Below are 18,336 nucleotides of genomic sequence, written 5' to 3'. Positions count from 1 at the left end.
AACTCACAAAGTTGAACAATAGTACTTTTTATCCCATGCTTAGATAACACGCTGATAAACAAGAGGACGGAATATGAACAAGAACGTAGCAGGAATTCTTAGCGCAGCGGCGGTACTGACTATGCTGGCAGGGTGTACGGCTTACGATCGCACTAAGGATCAGTTTACGCAGCCCGTAGTAAAAGACGTTAAAAAAGGGATGACCCGTTCGCAGGTGGCTGCGATTGCCGGTAAACCTTCTTCTGAAGTGACCATGATTCATGCGAAAGGGACCTGCCAGACCTATATCCTGGGTCAACGTGATGGTAAGGCAGAAACCTACTTTGTCGCCCTGGATGATACCGGCCATGTGATTAACTCCGGCTATCAGACCTGTGCTGAATACGACACCGATCCGCAGGCACCTAAGGCGCAGTAACCCTGCTTGCCTGAGGATGTAAAAAACCGGCCCCCAGGGCCGGTTTTTTTATTCATCAGAAAATCTTATTTCTTTGCGCGAATTATTTGCCCGAAATGTGAAGGGAGTCAACAAGCCAGGTCAATGAGAGACAATTTGAGTCTATCCAGAATTATCCCCTGTCTGTACCATTGCGTATACTCACTCCAACGATAAACAACAGTACGCAAGCTACCTGTCTGCCGGGACAGCGAGTCGAGTGATAGCGCGATGGCAGGTAGTCATACAAGAGGGAAATCACGATGGAAAAGAAACATATCTACCTGTTCTGCTCAGCGGGCATGTCAACCTCGCTTCTGGTTTCAAAGATGCGTGCGCAGGCTGAAAAGTATGAAGTCCCTGTGGTGATCGAAGCGTTCCCCGAGACGCTGGCGGGCGAAAAAGGTCAGACAGCCGATGTCGTTTTACTGGGACCGCAAATTGCCTATATGTTGCCCGAAATTCAACGACTGTTACCGAATAAACCGGTCGAAGTGATCGACTCGGGGCTGTACGGCAAAATTGATGGTTTAGGTGTTCTTAAAGCTGCTGTGGCAGCCATTAAAAAAGCTGCTAATTAATTTTTATTTTTCCCGTCAAAGAGTTATTTCACACACAATACGCCGTAACATGCGTTACGGCATTTAAGGGTATTTTCCTATGAGTAAAGTCATCGCTTCACTTGAAAAGGTACTCCTTCCTTTTGCTGTTAAAATAGGAAAGCAGCCTCACGTTAATGCCATCAAAAACGGCTTTATTAAATTAATGCCGTTGACGCTGGCCGGGGCCATGTTCGTTTTAATTAACAACGTTTTTCTGAGCTTTGGTGAAGGTTCCTTCTTTTATTCATTAGGAATTCGGTTAGACGCTTCTACTATTGAAACCCTTAATGGTTTTAAAGCCATCGGCGGCAACGTCTATAACGGTACGTTGGGGATTATGTCGCTGATGGCGCCTTTCTTTATTGGGATGGCACTGGCAGAAGAGCGTAAGGTGGATCCGCTGGCCGCCGGGTTATTATCCGTCGCCGCCTTTATGACCGTAACGCCATACAGCGTGGGTGAAGCCTATGCCGTCGGTGCCAACTGGCTGGGCGGGGCCAACATCATCTCCGGTATTGTTATCGGTCTGGTGGTGGCAGAGATGTTCACCTTTATTATCCGCCGCAACTGGGTTATCCGCCTGCCGGATAGCGTACCGGCTTCTGTTTCTCGTTCATTTTCCGCGTTGATTCCGGGCTTCATTATTCTCTCCATCATGGGGATTATCGCCTGGGCGCTCTCCCACTGGGGCACAAACTTCCACCAGATCATCATGGACTCTATCTCTACGCCGCTGGCGTCGATGGGTGGCGTGGTCGGTTGGGCGTATGTGATTTTCACCTCTCTGCTGTGGTTCTTTGGCGTGCATGGTTCACTGGCACTGGCCGCGCTGGACAGCGGAATTATGACCCCATGGGCACTGGAAAACGTTGCGCTTTACCAACAGTACGGCTCCGTTGACGCGGCGCTGGCAGCGGGTAAAACCTTCCATGTGTGGGCGAAGCCGATGCTTGACTCCTATATCTTCCTGGGCGGTACCGGGGCAACCTTGGGTCTGATCATCGCGGTCTTTATTGTTTCTCGCCGTGCTGACTACCGTCAGGTCGCGAAGCTGGCGCTGCCATCAGGCATCTTCCAGATTAACGAACCGATTCTGTTCGGTCTGCCAATCATCATGAACCCGGTAATGTTCATTCCGTTCATCCTGATTCAGCCGCTGCTGGCCGCTATCACCCTGACGGCGTATTACATGGGCATCATCCCACCGGTCACCAACATTGCGCCGTGGACCATGCCGGCGGGTCTGGGCGCCTTCTTCAACACCAACGGCAGCGTCGCGGCCTTCCTGCTGGCGATATTCAACCTCGGAGTTGCCACCCTGCTGTACATGCCGTTCGTGGCGATTGCCAACAAAGCCGCCACCATCATTGATGAAGAAGAGAGCGAAGAGGATATTGCCCTCTCACTGAAATTCTAAGATTGACCGGCGCGGGGAAACCCGCGCCAGCCACAAGGAGCTTAAACATGTTAGATTTGGATAGTATTGTCGCAGACGAAGCCGTTGAGAACGATCTCGAAGAAGTGGTGATGGGGCTTATCATCAACTCCGGTCAGGCCCGCAGCCTGGCCTATGGCGCACTGAAGCAGGCGAAGCAGGGGGATTTCGCCGCGGCAAAAACCATGATGGAACAGTCCCGCACGGCGCTTAACGAAGCGCATCTGGTGCAAACAAAGCTGATTGAAAGCGATCAGGGCGAAGGAAAGATGAAGGTCAGCCTGGTGCTGGTCCACGCGCAGGATCACCTGATGACCTCGATGCTGGCGCGCGAGCTGGTGGCGGAGCTCATTGAGCTTCACGAGAAGATGCAGTAAGTCAGACTGAGTAGCAGGAGGTCAGCACGATGGAAATCAAAACCGCGCTTGAACAGCAGCTGTTTAACGGCAAAAATTTTCACGTGGTTATCTACAACAAAACGGAGAGCGCCAGCGGTCTGCACCAGCATGACTACTACGAGTTCACGATTGTTCTGACCGGTCGCTACTATCAGGAGATCAACGGTAAGCGCGTCCTGCTTGAACGAGGGGATTTCGTCTTCCTGCCGATGGGGTCTTACCACCAGAGCTTTTACGAATTTGGTGCCACCCGCATTCTGAACGTGGGCGTCAGCAGACGATTCTTCGAGAAGCACTATCTGCCGCTGGTGCCGTTCTGCTTTGTGGCCTCCCAGGTCTATCGGGTCAAAAACGAGTTCATGACCTGGATTGAAACGGTTATCGCCTCGCTTAACTTCCGCGACAATGAATTTGATGAGTTTATTGAAACGGTGACCTTCTACGTGATGAACCGGCTGCGCCACCATCGGGAAGAGCAGCAGGTAACGGATGATATTCCGCAGTGGCTGCGCAGCACCGTTGAGCTGATGCACGATAAAGGCCAGTTCAGCGAAAATGCGCTGGAAAATATGGTCTCCCTGTCGGGGAAATCCCAGGAATATCTGACCCGCGCGACGCAGCGTTATTATCGTAAAACGCCCGTGCAAATTATTAATGAAATCCGCATTAATTTTGCTAAAAAACAGCTGGAAATCACCAACTATTCTGTCACCGATATTGCATACGAGTCAGGATACAGCAGTCCCAGCCTGTTTATTAAAACCTTTAAGAAATTGACGTCATTTACCCCGAACAGTTACCGGAAAAATTTAACGGTAATTAATTAACTGTCGGCGGATTACCCGCCACGAATATTGCTTTAATGGCTTGCCCAAATAGCGGGAAGAGCACGCTATACCTTGCAGGCGATTAACCTGATACGCTAAGGGAGATATTATGCAGAAGAAATTAAAAGTCGTAACCATTGGTGGCGGCAGCAGCTATACCCCGGAATTACTGGAAGGCTTTCTGAAACGTTATCATGAATTACCGGTCAGCGAATTATGGCTGGTGGACGTTGAGGAAGGTCAGGAAAAGCTGAATATTATTTTCGACCTGTGCAAGCGCATGGTGGAAAAAGCCGGCGTGCCTTTGACCGTGCATAAAACCCTGGACCGTCGTCTGGCGCTGAAAGATGCGGATTTCGTGACCACCCAGTTGCGCGTCGGCCAGCTGAAAGCGCGTGAGCTGGACGAACGTATTCCCCTGAGCCATGGCTATCTGGGGCAGGAGACCAACGGCGCGGGCGGCCTTTTTAAAGGCCTGCGTACCATCCCGGTCATTTTCGACATCGTCAAAGACGTGCAGGAGATCTGCCCGAACGCGTGGGTGATTAACTTCACCAACCCGGCCGGGATGGTGACCGAGGCGGTCTATCGGCATACGAACTTCAAACGTTTTATCGGCGTCTGTAATATTCCGATCGGCATGAAGATGTTCATCCGCGACGTGCTGGAGCTGACCGACAGCGACGACCTCTCCATCGACCTGTTCGGCCTGAATCACATGGTGTTCATTAAAGACGTTATCGTGAACGGTAAATCGCGGTTTGCCGAACTGCTGGACGGCGTGGCTTCCGGTCGCCTGACGGCGGCATCGGTGAAAAACATCTTTGACCTGCCGTTCAGCGAAGGGTTGATCCGCTCGCTGAATCTGCTGCCTTGCTCGTATTTGCTTTACTACTTCAAGCAGAAAGAGATGCTGGCCATCGAAATGGGAGAGTACTATAAGGGCGGCGCGCGTGCGCAGATCGTTCAGAAGGTCGAGAAGCAGCTGTTCGATTTGTATAAAGATCCGAACCTGAACGTCAAACCGAAAGAGCTGGAGCAGCGCGGCGGGGCCTACTACTCCGATGCGGCGTGCGAAGTGATCAACGCCATCTACAACGACAAGCAGGCGGAGCACTATGTCAATGTGCCGCATCATGGCCATATCGACAATATTCCGGCTGACTGGGCCGTTGAAATGACCTGCATCCTGGGGCGCGAGGGGGCTAAACCGCATCCTCGTATCACCCACTTCGATGACAAGGTCATGGGCCTGATTCATACCATCAAAGGCTTTGAAGTGGCGGCAAGCAATGCGGCGCTAAGCGGCGAGCTCAATGACGTGCTGCTGGCGTTGAACCTTAGCCCGCTGGTGCATTCCGACCGCGACGCGGAGCAGCTGGCCAGCGAGATGATCCTGGCGCATGAGAAATGGTTGCCAAACTTTGCCGCTACGATCGAGAAGCTGAAGTTCAAACAGCAATAAGAGGACGCACAATGGAAAACCTGCTGATCGTTAATGCTGATGATTTTGGCCTCTCGAAAGGCCAGAACTACGGCATTATTGAAGCCTGTCGCTGGGGTGTGGTGACCTCTACCACGGCGCTGGTTAATGGTGAGGCGGTTGAACACGCGGCGCAGCTGAGCCGCGAGGTGCCTGAGCTGGGGGTCGGCATGCATTTTGTACTGACGCTCGGGATGCCGCTTTCTCCAATGCCGGGCCTGACGCGCGACGGCCAGCTGGGCAAATGGATTTGGGAACTGGCGGAGCAGGGTGCTCTGCCGCTCGAAGAGATTGCCCGCGAGCTGGAGAGTCAGTTCAACCGCTTTGTTGATGTGTTTGGTAGGGCGCCGACGCACATCGATAGCCATCACCACGTGCATATGATCCCGGCGATTTTCCCGATTGTCGCTGATTTCGCAAAGCGCAACGGCGTCGCGATGCGCGTGGATCGGGAGGTGCGCGGATTGCCGGACTGCGCTGTCACCACCACTGAGGGGTTCAGCAGCGCATTTTACGGAGAAGAGATCAGCGACGCGCTGTTCCTGACGGTGCTGGATGATTCCGCCGCGCGAGGGGAACGGTCGCTGGAGGTCATGGCGCATCCTGCCTTTGTCGATAACACCGTGCATAAAAGCGCCTACTGCTGGCCGCGCCTGGCGGAGCTGGATGTCCTGACGTCGCCGTCGTTGAAATACGCGATTGCCGAGCGAGGGTATCGTTTAGGGACGTTCGGGGATCTTTGAAATAAAGCCCGGTGGCGGCTTTGCCTTACCGGGCCTACAAAACCAATCGAATGTAGGCCGGGTAAGCGCAAGCGCCACCCGGCTTTTTTTACGCCGGAATCTGATCGATCTTGCTGCTTCGCGACCAGACGCGGTGCGCGGCGAGCAAATCAAACAGCTTGGTCATAAAGGCATCGTCAACGTTATCGCCCTCGACAATCCCGTCCTCACCCTGATCGGCTACCTTCAGCTGCGCCTTAAACTGTCGCGCGTCGCCGGACAGCGCGATCGGCTTCAGGTGCTTATAGGCTTCCAGCAGATAATAGACGGCGTCGCCGTTGGTCAGCAGGCTGGCAAGATCTCCGCCCGGCACAATTACCGCATCGACTGTGAGCGATGGCGCACCGGCAAAGGTCGCCGCGACCGGCAGCACAGAACCATCGTCGGCCGTCACTTCACCCATGCGGGAATAGAGCAGTTTGGCATGCACGCCCTGGGTTTTAAGCGCCTGCATAATTCCCAGCACGTCGCTGGCGCGGGTTCTGTCGTTCAGCAGAATGGCGACCACGCGGCCTTTAATTGAGCCGCCCGGCACCGCATACAGGCTCAGAGACGGATCTTTCTTCACCCCGCTAACCTCTTTCGGCGGGGCAAGATTGCGCTGCTCGTCGGTCAGCGTAATGCCCAGGTTGTCCGCAACGCTCTGGGCTAGCTGAATATCAATATGCGCCAACTGATCGACTACCCGCTCGCGGATGTAGCTGCGCACCACTTTGCTCAGCTCAAAGCTGAAGCCGCCGATGATGTGCTGTTGCTCAATCGGCGTCTGGCTGTTCCAGAACAGGCGAGGGTGGGCGTAATACTCGCCGAACGAGGGGCTACGCTCGCGAATTTTGTTGCCATCGATACGCTCCTGGTAGGATTCGAAGCCACCGCGTTTCGGCCCGGGAGGGGTTTCACGGGGCCAGTTATCGTTGATGGAGTTCGGCTCATAGTTAGCCGGGTTGGTATCAATATCCTGACGGTGCATCCCGTCGCGCTGGAAGTTGTGGTACGGGCAGGTTGGGCGGTTAATCGGAATTTCGTGGAAGTTCGGCCCGCCGAGTCGGCTGATCTGCGTATCGGTATAGGAGAACAGGCGTCCCTGCAGGAGCGGATCGTTGGTGAAGTCCAGCCCCGGCACGATATGCCCCGGGTGGAACGCGGCCTGCTCGTTTTCGGCAAAGAAGTTATCCGGGTTGCGGTTGAGCACCATTTTACCTACCAGCTGCACCGGTACCAGCTCTTCAGGGATCAGCTTCGTCGGGTCCAGAAGATCGAAATCGAACTTAAATTCGTCCTCTTCCGGAATGAGCTGCAGACCCAGCTCGTACTCCGGGAAGTCGCCCGCTTCAATGGACTCCCACAGCTCGCGGCGATGGAAGTCCGGATCGCGCCCGGTTAGCTTCTGCGCCTCGTCCCACACCAGCGAGGCTTTACCCGCCACCGGCTTCCAGTGGAAACGGACAAACGTGGCTTTCCCCTCGGCGTTGATCATCCGGAAGGTGTGGATGCCAAACCCTTCCATAGTGCGGTAGCTGCGGGGGATGCCGCGATCAGACATCGCCCACATCACGTTGTGTAAGGTTTCAGGCTGCAGGGAAACATAATCCCAGAAGGTGTCGTGCGCGCTTTGTCCCTGCGGTATGGCCCAGTGGGGCTCCGGTTTTACCGCATGGACAAAGTCAGGAAATTTATGCGCGTCCTGAATGAAAAACACCGGCGTATTATTGCCGACCAGATCGAAAATCCCCTCTTCGGTATAAAACTTGGTGGCAAAGCCGCGGATATCCCGGACGGTATCTGCCGACCCCGCACCGCCCTGCACGGTGGAGAAACGCACAAACACCGGGGTGATTTTATCCGGGTCGGAGAGAAAATCCGCTTTGGTGATCGCTTTCAGGCTCTTGTAGGGCTGGAAGTAGCCGTGCGCAGCGGAACCGCGCGCGTGGACGATACGTTCCGGTATCCGCTCGTGGTCGAAGTGGGTAATTTTTTCCCGCAGGATAAAGTCTTCCAGCAGGGTAGGTCCGCGCGCGCCTGCGCGAAGGGAGTTCTGATCGTCAGCAATGCGTACGCCCTGATTGGTGGTGAGCGCAAAACCTTCGCCGCCTTTACGGTGTGGCTCAAGAGATTTCAGCTTCTCGTTTCCCGTATCCGGCGATTTCATGCTTCCCGGTGCGGTAGGCTGTTCTCCCGGCGCGGAAGGGCCAGGGGAGGGGCGGTGAGAGCCGTCAGCAGGGGCGAGAGAGTCCATACCCGGTTGAGATTCTTCAGTGCCATGAATCGGTGATTGATGTGTTTTATCTTTGTTCGACATTGCACGCTTCTCCTTTATCCATTGCTAAAAACCCTATTAAGGATAGAACAATGTCGCGACATGGTTCGCGAACTAAGAGTTTTCACATGACGTGATTAACGAAAGGAGCCCTCTCACCTACTCGGGGCGCGACGGAAGGCAGCAGGATCGGCTATCATAGAGTTTTCCTGCTTCAAGAATTTGCTTTAGTGAACCAGTCGCTTATGAAACCTCTTCGTCAACAAAACCGCCAGGTTATTAGCTATGTGCCCCGCGTTGAGCCCGCGCCGCCTGACCATGCCCTGAAAGTGGAGGGTTTTCGCGATGTCTGGCTGCTGCGGGGGAAATACGTGGCCTTTGTGCTGATCGGCGAACATTTCCGTCGCTCACCCACCTTTACGGTGCCGGAGTCAGCGCAGCGGTGGGCGATGCAGATCCGCCAGGATGAAGAGGTTGAGGAATAACAGCCATAAAAAAACCGCCATCAGGCGGTTTTTTATTTCAGACGTGATTAGCGGTGCGCCAGCTCGGCGTCGTCTTCACTTTCCAGAATCGTTTTGTCGGTCTGCTTCAGCCACTGGCTGGTCAGCGTGCCGGCGGTCATGGAGCCGCTCACGTTCAGCGCGGTACGACCCATGTCGATCAGCGGTTCAACGGAGATCAGCAGGGCGACCAGCGTCACGGGCAGACCCAGCGCAGGCAGCACAATCAGCGCGGCGAAGGTTGCGCCACCGCCAACACCCGCAACGCCTGCGGAGCTTACGGTAACAATCCCGACCAGCGTGGCGATCCAGACCGGATCAAGTGGATTGATTCCGACTGTAGGAGCAACCATCACCGCCAGCATCGCCGGGTACAGACCCGCACAGCCGTTCTGACCAATGGTAGCACCAAAGGAGGCAGAGAAGCTGGCGATGGATTCAGGCACGCCCAGACGACGGGTCTGCGCTTCCACGTTCAGCGGGATAGACGCGGCGCTGGAGCGGCTGGTGAAGGCAAAGGTCAGTACCGGCCAGACTTTACGGAAGTACTTCAGCGGGCTGACGCCGTTCACGCCCAGCAGGATGCCGTGCACCACGAACATAATGCCCAGGCCCAGATAAGAGGCGACAACGAAGCTGCCCAGCTTAATGATGTCCTGCAGGTTAGAGCCGGCAACCACTTTGGTCATCAGCGCCAGCACGCCGTACGGGGTCAGCTGCATCACCAGACGTACCAGCTTCATCACCCAGCTTTGCAGGGTATCAATCGCGGTCAGCACGCGTTCGCCTTTAGGCGCGTCGTCTTTCAGCAGCTTCAGCGCCGCTACGCCCAGGAACGCGGCGAAAATAACCACGCTGATGATCGAGGTTGGGCTCGCACCGGTCAGGTCAGCAAACGGGTTCTTCGGAATGAAGGAGAGCACCATCTGCGGCACGGTCAGATCAGCCACTTTACCAACATAGTTGGTTTGAATCGCGGTCAGACGCGCCGTTTCAGCGGTACCCTGAACCAGGCCTTCTGCGGTCAGGCCAAACAGGTTGGTGACCAGCACACCCACCAGCGCGGCAATCAGCGTGGTGAACAGCAGCGTACCAATGGTCAGGAAGCTGATTTTTCCCAGCTGAGTCGCGTTATGCAGGCGGGCAACGGCGCTCAGAATAGAGGCGAACACCAGCGGCATAACGATCATCTGCAGCAGCTGGACATAGCCGTTACCGACGATGTTGAACCACTGAATGGAATCTTTAAGAACTGGATTATCGGAGCCATAAATTGCCTGTAATGCCAGACCAAATACGACACCCATGGCCAGACCAACCAGCACCTTTTTCGCCAGGCTCCACTGTCTGTGGCGCGCCTGCGCGAGAAGCAATAGCAATACAGCGAACACAACGACGTTCGCGATGAGTGGAAAATTCATCCCCGTTCTCCTGATTTATTATCGGGTCGGTTTTTACCGATCCTGTTGGCGGAAGGTTAGCAGAAGTGTGATGTAGCGCTTATATCCAAATGGAATGGGTTATGACAAATGGGATAATTTTGTTGGTTTACTGTTCAATCTGGTGATGAATAAAGCGATTAAACTGAAATTGCAGCGAATTAATCATCTGGGAAGACCAGCGGACTGCACTGTGTTCGGGCAACGTTTGCGGCATCCAGACGGCGTAAGCAAACAGCGCCATGCACAATACCCGCTCAAGCTGGTTACCTTTTTGCGGCACCAGGATGGGAAAACGGAAACGCCAGCGGCAGGGCCAAAGTAGCGGCACGCCCGCAGGCGTCAGCATATCGGCAAGGATATGGCTTAAATAGCCCAGCACCATCCCCTGGATAGCGTCAGCGGGGACGATCCAGCTTTCGGGCACTTTTAAATAGAACAGCGTCAGCAGGCCAAACACGGCCAGCAGGCTGTGCGTAAACCCCCGGTGGCCGAACGCGCGGGCGATGGGTTTAGACACCCACTTCAGGCGCTGTCCGAGGAAGGACTTGGGGTGGTCGATGTCGGGCAGCAGACAGGTCAATACGGCGGAAGGAACAATATGCCACCAGTCCCCCTGTGCCAGCACGGGGGTAAGTTCAGCGTTTTTGGCAAATACTGCGCACGCGATTGAAAAAAGCAGGTGGCCTTCCGCCGTCATGATAAAACCCACAAAACTGTCAATTCATACAGTATAGGGTTTTTATACAGTAGGCGGAAGAGGTGACGGTGTAACTGTTTGTCACAAACCGGAGGAGGGCGTTAACCGCCCTGCAGATGATGCGCCGTGAGTTCTGCCAGTGAATTTAGCTTCACATCGGCGAGGGCAAACCGGGGATCGTGGCGGCCTTCTTCCGCAGGCACCACAATGGAGCGCATCCGCGCGGCTTTAGAGGCGACCATGCCGTTAACGGAGTCTTCCAGCGCAACGCAGTTGAGGGGATCCAGGCCGAGCTTAGCGGCGCAGTCCAGATAGACCTGCGGGTGCGGCTTGCTGTAAGGCAATTTTTCAGCGGACGCCAGCGCGTCGAAACTGTCGCGCAGTTCAAACATGACGAGCACTTTTTCCAGCATATGCAGCGGTGAAGCCGAGGCCAGTCCGACCTTCAGCCCCTGGGCTTTACACAGCGCGACGGCCTCACGTACGCCGGGCAGCAGCGGCTTGTTCTCTTCCACCAGCGAAATGGCACGGCTGATAATGCGTGCGGTCACCTCGTCTCGACCCGGTCCAGTCCACGGCTGTTGGGCAAACCACAGGTCAACCACCATGTCGATGCGCAGGCCCAGCGTATCGGGTAGTTCATTACGGCGGCTGATATCCACGCCCAGGCTGGCCATAACGTCCAGTTCGGCGCGATCCCACAGCGGTTCGGAATCGATCAGTAATCCATCCATGTCAAAAATTGCGGCAAGAATTTGGCGCGGTGTCGACATCACAACGTCTCCTTATCCAGGGTGTACGACAGACGATAAGTGCTAAGCACAATCTGCAATTTAGCATATTGCTTTTAAAGAGCGGGCGAAATTGATGACCAGCAGGTAGACTTAGGCACAAATAACGCGTCTTTATGAAGAGGAACTGATGACGTATCAACAAGCTGGACGCATTGCGGTCTTAAAACGTATTGCAGGCTGGGTGATTTTTATTCCTGCCGTCATTTCTACGCTGATTTCTGTACTCAAATTTATGTACGACCACAGCGAAAAACAGCCGGGTATCAATGCGGTAATGCTTGATTTTGCGCATGTTATGATTGAGATGATGCGTTTCAATACGCCATTTTTGAATGTCTTCTGGTTTAACTCACCCACCCCGGATTTTCATCAACAGCTGAATATCGGCTTTTGGGTGATATACGCCCTGATCTTTGTCGCGCTGGCACTGCAGGCCTCTGGGGCGCGAATGAGTCGTCAGACGCGCTTTTTACGCGAAGGCGTTGAGGATCAGTTGATTCTGGAGCAGGCCAAAGGCCCGGAAGGCATGAGTCGGGAGCAGATTGAATCCCGCATTGTTGTGCCGCGTCACACCATTTTCCTGCAAATTTTCCCGCTCTATATTCTTCCCGTGATTATCATTGTGGCGGGATATTTCTTCTTCTCACTGCTCGGTTTTCTGTAAGCGACACGGGTGGCTGCATAGCCACCCGTTCGCGTCTCAGGCGGCAAGCATACGCTCAAGTGCTCGCTGCGCGTTAACAAGGTGTTCTCCGCCAAAAAGAATGGCTCGGTTCATCAGGGTATAAAGCTGATACACCGGCTGGCGGTCGAGGAAACCGGGCGGCAGGGGGGAAACAGACTGGTATCCGTCATATATTTGCGGCGGCTGCTCCGGATGAAGCGGCAGCATGGCAAGATCGCACTCTCTGTCACCCCAGTAGCAGGCCGGGTCGAAGATGTAGGGACCGTTTGGACCCAGCGCGCAGTTATCGGACCATAAGTCGCCGTGAAGCAGAGACGCCTGAGGCTGGTGGGATGCCAGACGCTGCTGAACATGCTCGACGATGGCATCTATATTGCCAAACTCCAGCCCTTTCTCGGCGGCAAGTTCTAGCTGCCAGCCAATGCGCTGCTCGGCAAAAAAAGTCGACCAGCGACGCTGCCAGGCATTGGGTTGTGGCGTGGTGGAGAGGTCATTGTCAAAATCGAGCCCAAACTGCGGCTGGTCGCTCCACTGATGGAGGCGCGCTAGCTGCTGGCCAAGAATGAATGCATTATGCGCGTCCAGCGGACGGGCGGGGAGGTACTCCATCACCAGGAAACTGTAATCGCGGTCGCTACCTACGGCCAGAACCTGTGGGACCGTCACCGTTTTACTGCGCGACAACAGCTCCAGCTGATCGGCTTCGGCGGTAAATATCGGAAGCAGCTCTCGTTCATCGCATTTAACGAAAAGATCGCGCCCTGCGTAGCGTAAATGCCACGCGGCGTGGATCTCACCGCCTGGCAGTTCGTTACGCAGTTCAATTTCACCTTCACCCAGTTGCTCACGTAAAAGATGACTGATAGCCTGCCACATGTTCACTCTCCCATGTTGTCTGCCAGATCATAAAGTTAGCGCATAATTGCGGTAAAAAAATACGAACTAACGCACACCTGAGCGGTTTAAATTCATGCAGCGCACTTATTGTTCTTTTTTTCGCCAGTTTTCCCAGGTATCCACGTTAATTTCGCCAGGCTTGTCGGTCACGCTCTCCACCAGACTGGCGGCCAGCGCTTGAACCTCTTCCTGACTCAGGGCGCCGATCAGACCAAATGTCAGGGTGCCTAAATCATGAATATTGCCTTCGTCATCCGTCAGCGTGAGGAGAAAATTAGCCCGGGTAAACGCATTGTTGAGCTCATTCAGCTCGGTCAGCGATGCCTCATGAAGGTTGATGGTCACGACGTAGCGTGTGATGTCACCACTGCTCATAATTCACCTCATTGTTATCATGGAAGTTTTCTTAGCATAGTCGATAGTTTGCGTTTGGCGACTCGGTGATGACATTCCCCTCCGTAAAGACGAAGGGGAATTGGCGTTAATTTCGGGACAGGTAATCGACGATTTTTTGCGTATCGGCAAGTGAACAGAGACGTGTGCCCTGGTTGATGGTGGCGGCGCTACCCGCTGCTACGCCGTAGCGTGTCATTTCGAGCAGAGACGCGCCCTGCGCCAGTTTGAGCGTCATCGCGCCCACCATGCTGTCACCCGCGCCAACCGTGCTCTGACTCTTCATCGGCGGCGGAACAACCTGAACGGATGACGATTCATCAACTGCAAGCGCCCCCTGAGGGCCAAGGGAAACCACCACGCGCCGCGCTTTGCCGCTGCGCACCAGCTCCTGCGCGGCGGTGCGAACATCGTCAGGCTGCGTCAGTTCGCGGTTGACCAGCGCGCTTAACTCTTTCTGGTTGGGTTTGACCAGTTCAAGATTGCCCGGCACCAGTGCCGCCTGCAGGGCCTCACCGCTGCTGTCAACGATGCAGCGGATACCGCGTTGCTGTGCAGCCTGAATCAGCGCCGTCAATTTTTCCGTGCTGACGCCAGGCGGCAGGCTGCCGCTTACCACCAGCAGCGCGCCGCTTTCTATCGTCAGCACTTTCTCTTCAAGCTGACGAAACTCGTCATCGGTAAGTTTCGCGCCCGGCATGACAAACCGGTACTGTTCGCCGCTGGATCCCACGTGGACATGCAGGTTTTGCCGCGTCCAGTCTTTCGCCTCGACGGTGTCTACGGCCACCTGTTCATCGGCCAGCAGAGAGACCAGGTGTTCACCGGTAGCACCACCTGCGGGAAAAATGGCCGTGGCTTTGCCGCCGAGGTGGGTAATAGCGCGCGCCACGTTGATCCCGCCGCCGCCAGGCTCAAAGACCGGGGCGCTACAGCGCAATTTACCTTCCGGGTAAATCTGCGGCGTCAGGGTAGCGGAATCAAGGGAAGGGGAGAGCGTCAGGGTGTAGATAGAAACCATCATTACCTCCTTTTAGCATGGGTTCCTTTTAGTCTGGCACCATTTGTCAGGAAGGCAATGTAAATAACAGTATGATTTTAAATATGAATACTCAATAAAAGTCAGGCCGGAGATATATAAAATAAAACGCTTTTTGAGATCGTTCTTATTCAAAAAATGAAATAAGAAAACATTGCTATGTTATTTGCGGCTTTTTATAATTTGTTACCTTTCTCTGGACGCCTTGTCATTGATCCTCAAGAAAGATTCCGGGACCGTGTGGTCTCTTTTTTTGTTGTACGGACTCCTTAATAAAATGAAGCTTTTAAAGACAGTGCCCGCTGCACTGATGCTGGCGGGTGGCGTGTTTGCGGCTATGAACGCGACCGCCGATGATTCCGTTTTTACTGTCATGGACGATCCATCCACCGCGAAAAAACCGTTTGAAGGTAACCTGAATGCTGGGTACCTGGCACAATCCGGTAACACGAAAAGCTCTTCTCTGACGGCGGACAGTACGCTCACATGGTACGGTAATACTACCGCCTGGTCTCTGTGGGGTAATGCCAGCAACACTTCCGCTAACGACGAACGTTCTTCCGAGAAATATGCGGTAGGCGGACGTAGCCGTTACAACATGACCGACTATGACTATCTGTTTGGTCAGGGGAGCTGGTTAACCGACCGTTACAACGGTTATCGCCAGCGCGATGTCTTCACCGCCGGTTATGGTCGTCAGTTCCTGAACGGACCGGTACACAGCTTCCGTTTTGAATTCGGTCCGGGTGTGCGTTATGACGAATACACCAATGGCGATACCAAAACTCAACCGCTCGGTTACGCTTCCGGTACCTATGCCTGGCAGATGACTGACAACACCAAATTTACCCAGGGTGTTTCTGTATTTGGTGCCGACGATACGACGTTGAACTCTGAGACGGCGCTTAACGTGGCTATCAACGAACACTTTGGTCTGAAACTCGCCTACAACGTGACCTGGAACTCTTCACCACCAGAATCTGCGCCGGATCATACCGACCGCAGAACCACGGTTTCACTGGGTTATAGAATGTAATAAAAGCGGGCCGATGATGATGTCGGCCCGTTTATTGTCTGTGACTTTTTGATGTCCCTTCTGATGACCTGCATTCGCCCCTAGCCCCAAATCATTGCCGCCCAACGGAGTAGCAGCATTGCGCCGCAGATGGCAATCAGCACCAGCACCATTTTCCAGTGTTTTACGGCAAATCGTTTTGTTGGCATAACCTAATCCTTGTTCGTTAATATCCACAGTCTACCAAACAGGGCCGAAATATGCCCCTTTTCAGGATCGATTGGGTTATGCCAGCGTAGGGATTGGCTCAGAACCAGTGGAATCGTTCGGCGAGAATCAACAATAAACCTGTTGCGGAAAGGATGTTCAATATCACAACCGTTCTACTGGATACGTTCATGGTATGCACCTTTGGGTTTAAGGACCTGTTCAAGAGTAGCCCAGCATCATCGAAATGCGAGCGCAGGGGAGAAGCAATCTGCAAATTCGTGCGAAAGTGCCAGCCCATCAATCTGGCCGCAGAGGGTGCAATCTCCTTTCCGTTAGTGTTAACATTACGTCGCTTGCCGTAAATCCGAATTAATCTGAATTCGGCAGGTGAATGATGACGAACCAATTTGACGATTGTTGGTCAGATGGTGTCGTAATCTATTGTCAAATCACGATTATTTTCTTTGTATATGCTCTTATGTGTGGGGCATCACTGCAAATAAGGATATAAAATGCCTGTAATTACTCTTCCTGATGGCAGCCAACGCCATTTCGACCGTGCTGTTAGCCCAATGGATGTTGCCCTGGACATTGGTCCTGGTCTCGCGAAAGCGACTATTGCTGGCCGTGTTAACGGTGAGCTGGTGGATGCCTCCGATCTGATTGAAAACGATGCGACGCTTGCCATCATCACCGCGAAAGACGAAGAAGGTCTGGAGATCATTCGTCACTCCTGCGCGCACCTGTTAGGTCATGCCATCAAACAGCTGTGGCCAAACACCAAAATGGCGATCGGTCCGGTTATCGACAATGGTTTCTACTACGACGTTGACCTTGACCATACTCTGACTCAGGAAGATATCGACGCGCTCGAAAAACGTATGCACGAGCTCGCCGAAACGAACTATGACGTCATCAAGAAGAAAGTCAGCTGGCACGAAGCGCGTGAAACCTTCGTGAAGCGCGGCGAGAGCTATAAAGTCTCTATTCTTGACGAAAATATTTCCCATGATGACAAGCCTGGCTTGTACCATCACGAAGAATACGTCGACATGTGCCGTGGACCGCACGTGCCGAACATGCGCTTCTGTCATCACTTTAAGCTGATGAAGATCGCCGGCGCCTACTGGCGCGGTGACAGCAACAACAAGATGTTGCAGCGTATCTATGGTACCGCGTGGGCCGATAAAAAAGCCCTGAACGCGTACCTGCTGCGCCTGGAAGAGGCGGCGAAGCGTGACCATCGTAAAATCGGCAAGCAGCTTGACCTGTACCACATGCAGGAAGAAGCGCCGGGTATGGTGTTCTGGCATAACGACGGCTGGACCATCTTCCGTGAGCTCGAAACGTTCGTACGCTCCAAGCTGAAAGAGTACCAGTATCAGGAAGTAAAAGGCCCGTTCATGATGGACCGTGTGCTGTGGGAAAAAACCGGCCACTGGGACAACTACAAAGATGCGATGTTCACCACCTCGTCTGAGAACCGTGAATACTGCATCAAGCCAATGAACTGCCCGGGTCACGTTCAGATCTTTAACCAGGGTCTGAAATCCTACCGCGACCTGCCGCTGCGTATGGCGGAGTTCGGTAGCTGCCACCGTAACGAACCATCAGGTGCGCTGCACGGTCTGATGCGTGTTCGTGGCTTTACTCAGGATGATGCGCATATCTTCTGTACTGAAGATCAGGTCCGTGACGAAGTTAACGCCTGTATTCGTATGGTCTACGATATGTACAGCACCTTTGGCTTCGAGAAGATCGTGGTCAAACTCTCAACGCGTCCGGAAAAACGTATCGGCAGCGATGAGACCTGGGATCGCGCAGAAGCGGATCTCGCCGTGGCGCTGGAAGAGAACGGCATTCCGTTCGAATACCAGCTGGGTGAGGGCGCATTCTACGGTCCGAAAATTGAATTTACCCTGTATGACTGCCTCGATCGCGCATGGCAGTGCGGTACTGTACAGCTGGACTTCTCCCTGCCGCAGCGTTTAAGCGCCTCTTATGTTGGCGAAGACAACGAACGTCAGGTACCAGTAATGATTCACCGCGCAATTCTTGGTTCTCTGGAGCGCTTCATCGGCATCCTGACCGAAGAGTTCGCCGGCTTCTTCCCAACCTGGCTTGCGCCAGTGCAGGTCGTGGTGATGAACATTACCGATTCTCAGGCGGATTACGTTAAAGAATTGACGCAGAAACTACAAAATGCGGGCATTCGCGTAAAAGCAGACTTGAGAAATGAGAAGATTGGCTTTAAAATCCGCGAGCACACTTTACGTCGTGTCCCGTATATGTTGGTCTGTGGTGATAAAGAGGTGGAAGCAGGCAAAGTTGCCGTTCGCACCCGCCGTGGTAAAGACCTGGGCAGCCTGGACGTAGGTGAAGTGATTGAGAAGCTGCAACAAGAGATTCGCAGCCGCAGTCTTCAACAACTGGAGGAATAA

At 53.8% G+C, this 18,336-nt stretch carries 20 protein-coding genes; 11 read left to right on the top strand and 9 right to left on the bottom strand.

Features of this window, described 5'->3' with window-relative positions; translation table 11 throughout:
• The first annotated feature begins 73 nt into the window (after nucleotides 1-73).
• The 7 genes from osmE to chbG all read left to right on the top strand — a co-directional run bounded on the left by osmE (nucleotide 74) and on the right by chbG (nucleotide 5,924).
• Nucleotides 74-418 carry an osmotically-inducible lipoprotein OsmE gene (gene osmE, locus UR504_RS02865; RefSeq protein WP_010430142.1) on the top strand — a complete coding sequence of 115 codons (345 nt, stop codon included), beginning with the start codon at nucleotides 74-76 and terminating at the stop codon, nucleotides 416-418.
• Between the two features lie 281 nt (nucleotides 419-699).
• Nucleotides 700-1,017, top strand: a complete 318-nt coding sequence (gene chbB, locus UR504_RS02860) for a PTS N,N'-diacetylchitobiose transporter subunit IIB (protein ID WP_008500676.1) — start codon at nucleotides 700-702, stop codon at nucleotides 1,015-1,017.
• A 79-nt stretch (nucleotides 1,018-1,096) separates the two neighbouring features.
• Nucleotides 1,097-2,455 carry a PTS N,N'-diacetylchitobiose transporter subunit IIC gene (gene chbC / locus UR504_RS02855; RefSeq protein WP_032657878.1) on the top strand — a complete coding sequence of 453 codons (1,359 nt, stop codon included), beginning with the start codon at nucleotides 1,097-1,099 and terminating at the stop codon, nucleotides 2,453-2,455.
• Between the two features lie 47 nt (nucleotides 2,456-2,502).
• Entirely contained in the window at nucleotides 2,503-2,850 is a 348-nt protein-coding gene (chbA, locus tag UR504_RS02850) for a PTS N,N'-diacetylchitobiose transporter subunit IIA (RefSeq protein WP_111965604.1), read from the top strand.
• Nucleotides 2,851-2,879: 29 nt separating this feature from the next.
• A complete protein-coding gene (gene chbR, locus UR504_RS02845; protein WP_029740446.1) occupies nucleotides 2,880-3,698 on the top strand; it encodes a transcriptional regulator ChbR in 819 nt (272 codons plus the stop codon).
• A gap of 109 nt (nucleotides 3,699-3,807) precedes the next feature.
• On the top strand, nucleotides 3,808-5,163 hold the full coding sequence (locus tag UR504_RS02840; RefSeq protein ID WP_115874820.1) for a 6-phospho-beta-glucosidase: 1,356 nt from the start codon (nucleotides 3,808-3,810) through the stop codon (nucleotides 5,161-5,163).
• An 11-nt stretch (nucleotides 5,164-5,174) separates the two neighbouring features.
• Nucleotides 5,175-5,924 carry a chitin disaccharide deacetylase gene (gene chbG, locus UR504_RS02835; protein WP_302234766.1) on the top strand — a complete coding sequence of 250 codons (750 nt, stop codon included), beginning with the start codon at nucleotides 5,175-5,177 and terminating at the stop codon, nucleotides 5,922-5,924.
• Between the two features lie 88 nt (nucleotides 5,925-6,012).
• On the opposite strand, the gene katE is transcribed toward chbG, so the two are convergent.
• The gene (gene katE / locus UR504_RS02830) at nucleotides 6,013-8,262 is read right to left on the bottom strand and encodes a catalase HPII (protein ID WP_302234767.1); all 2,250 of its coding nucleotides are present in this window, start codon (nucleotides 8,260-8,262) and stop codon (nucleotides 6,013-6,015) included.
• Nucleotides 8,263-8,450: 188 nt separating this feature from the next.
• Here katE and cedA point away from each other — a divergent pair, with 188 nt between their 5' ends.
• Nucleotides 8,451-8,705 (top strand): cell division activator CedA, encoded by a 255-nt coding sequence (gene cedA / locus UR504_RS02825; protein WP_072032690.1) that lies wholly within the window; start codon nucleotides 8,451-8,453, stop codon nucleotides 8,703-8,705.
• 47 nt (nucleotides 8,706-8,752) lie between these two features.
• Here cedA and UR504_RS02820 read toward each other — a convergent pair whose 3' ends face one another.
• The 3 genes from UR504_RS02820 to hxpB all read right to left on the bottom strand — a co-directional run bounded on the left by UR504_RS02820 (nucleotide 8,753) and on the right by hxpB (nucleotide 11,635).
• A complete protein-coding gene (locus UR504_RS02820) occupies nucleotides 8,753-10,144 on the bottom strand; it encodes an L-cystine transporter (protein WP_302234768.1) in 1,392 nt (463 codons plus the stop codon).
• A 127-nt stretch (nucleotides 10,145-10,271) separates the two neighbouring features.
• A complete protein-coding gene (locus UR504_RS02815) occupies nucleotides 10,272-10,862 on the bottom strand; it encodes a metal-dependent hydrolase (RefSeq protein ID WP_302234769.1) in 591 nt (196 codons plus the stop codon).
• 101 nt (nucleotides 10,863-10,963) lie between these two features.
• Nucleotides 10,964-11,635, bottom strand: a complete 672-nt coding sequence (hxpB, locus tag UR504_RS02810; protein WP_127730474.1) for a hexitol phosphatase HxpB — start codon at nucleotides 11,633-11,635, stop codon at nucleotides 10,964-10,966.
• 148 nt (nucleotides 11,636-11,783) lie between these two features.
• On the opposite strand from hxpB, the gene UR504_RS02805 reads away from it, so the two are divergent.
• Nucleotides 11,784-12,320, top strand: coding sequence for a YniB family protein (locus tag UR504_RS02805; RefSeq protein WP_023311291.1), 537 nt, complete (start codon nucleotides 11,784-11,786; stop codon nucleotides 12,318-12,320).
• A 36-nt stretch (nucleotides 12,321-12,356) separates the two neighbouring features.
• Here UR504_RS02805 and UR504_RS02800 read toward each other — a convergent pair whose 3' ends face one another.
• The 3 genes from UR504_RS02800 to pfkB form a co-directional block, all read right to left on the bottom strand.
• Entirely contained in the window at nucleotides 12,357-13,217 is an 861-nt protein-coding gene (locus UR504_RS02800; RefSeq protein WP_024909435.1) for a fructosamine kinase family protein, read from the bottom strand.
• Between the two features lie 105 nt (nucleotides 13,218-13,322).
• Nucleotides 13,323-13,613, bottom strand: a complete 291-nt coding sequence (ghoS, locus tag UR504_RS02795; protein WP_115874825.1) for a type V toxin-antitoxin system endoribonuclease antitoxin GhoS — start codon at nucleotides 13,611-13,613, stop codon at nucleotides 13,323-13,325.
• A gap of 106 nt (nucleotides 13,614-13,719) precedes the next feature.
• Entirely contained in the window at nucleotides 13,720-14,652 is a 933-nt protein-coding gene (gene pfkB, locus UR504_RS02790; protein ID WP_127732767.1) for a 6-phosphofructokinase II, read from the bottom strand.
• Between the two features lie 295 nt (nucleotides 14,653-14,947).
• Here pfkB and UR504_RS02785 point away from each other — a divergent pair, with 295 nt between their 5' ends.
• Complete coding sequence (locus UR504_RS02785; protein ID WP_111965612.1) at nucleotides 14,948-15,706, top strand: YdiY family protein; 759 nt, start codon at nucleotides 14,948-14,950, stop codon at nucleotides 15,704-15,706.
• A gap of 80 nt (nucleotides 15,707-15,786) precedes the next feature.
• Here UR504_RS02785 and yniD read toward each other — a convergent pair whose 3' ends face one another.
• Together yniD and yncL are read right to left on the bottom strand one after the other, a co-directional pair.
• Nucleotides 15,787-15,894, bottom strand: a complete 108-nt coding sequence (gene yniD / locus UR504_RS02780; RefSeq protein WP_008500658.1) for a small membrane protein YniD — start codon at nucleotides 15,892-15,894, stop codon at nucleotides 15,787-15,789.
• A gap of 98 nt (nucleotides 15,895-15,992) precedes the next feature.
• Complete coding sequence (gene yncL / locus UR504_RS02775) at nucleotides 15,993-16,085, bottom strand: stress response membrane protein YncL (RefSeq protein ID WP_021241082.1); 93 nt, start codon at nucleotides 16,083-16,085, stop codon at nucleotides 15,993-15,995.
• Nucleotides 16,086-16,407: 322 nt separating this feature from the next.
• Here yncL and thrS point away from each other — a divergent pair, with 322 nt between their 5' ends.
• A complete protein-coding gene (gene thrS / locus UR504_RS02770) occupies nucleotides 16,408-18,336 on the top strand; it encodes a threonine--tRNA ligase (protein WP_302234770.1) in 1,929 nt (642 codons plus the stop codon).

Origin of the sequence: Enterobacter sp. 241F3 (assembly GCF_034106785.1) — a bacterium.
GTDB lineage: Bacteria > Pseudomonadota > Gammaproteobacteria > Enterobacterales > Enterobacteriaceae > Enterobacter > Enterobacter vonholyi.
Note: the sequence above shows the minus strand (reverse complement) of the source record. Positions and strands in the feature narration are given on the sequence as shown.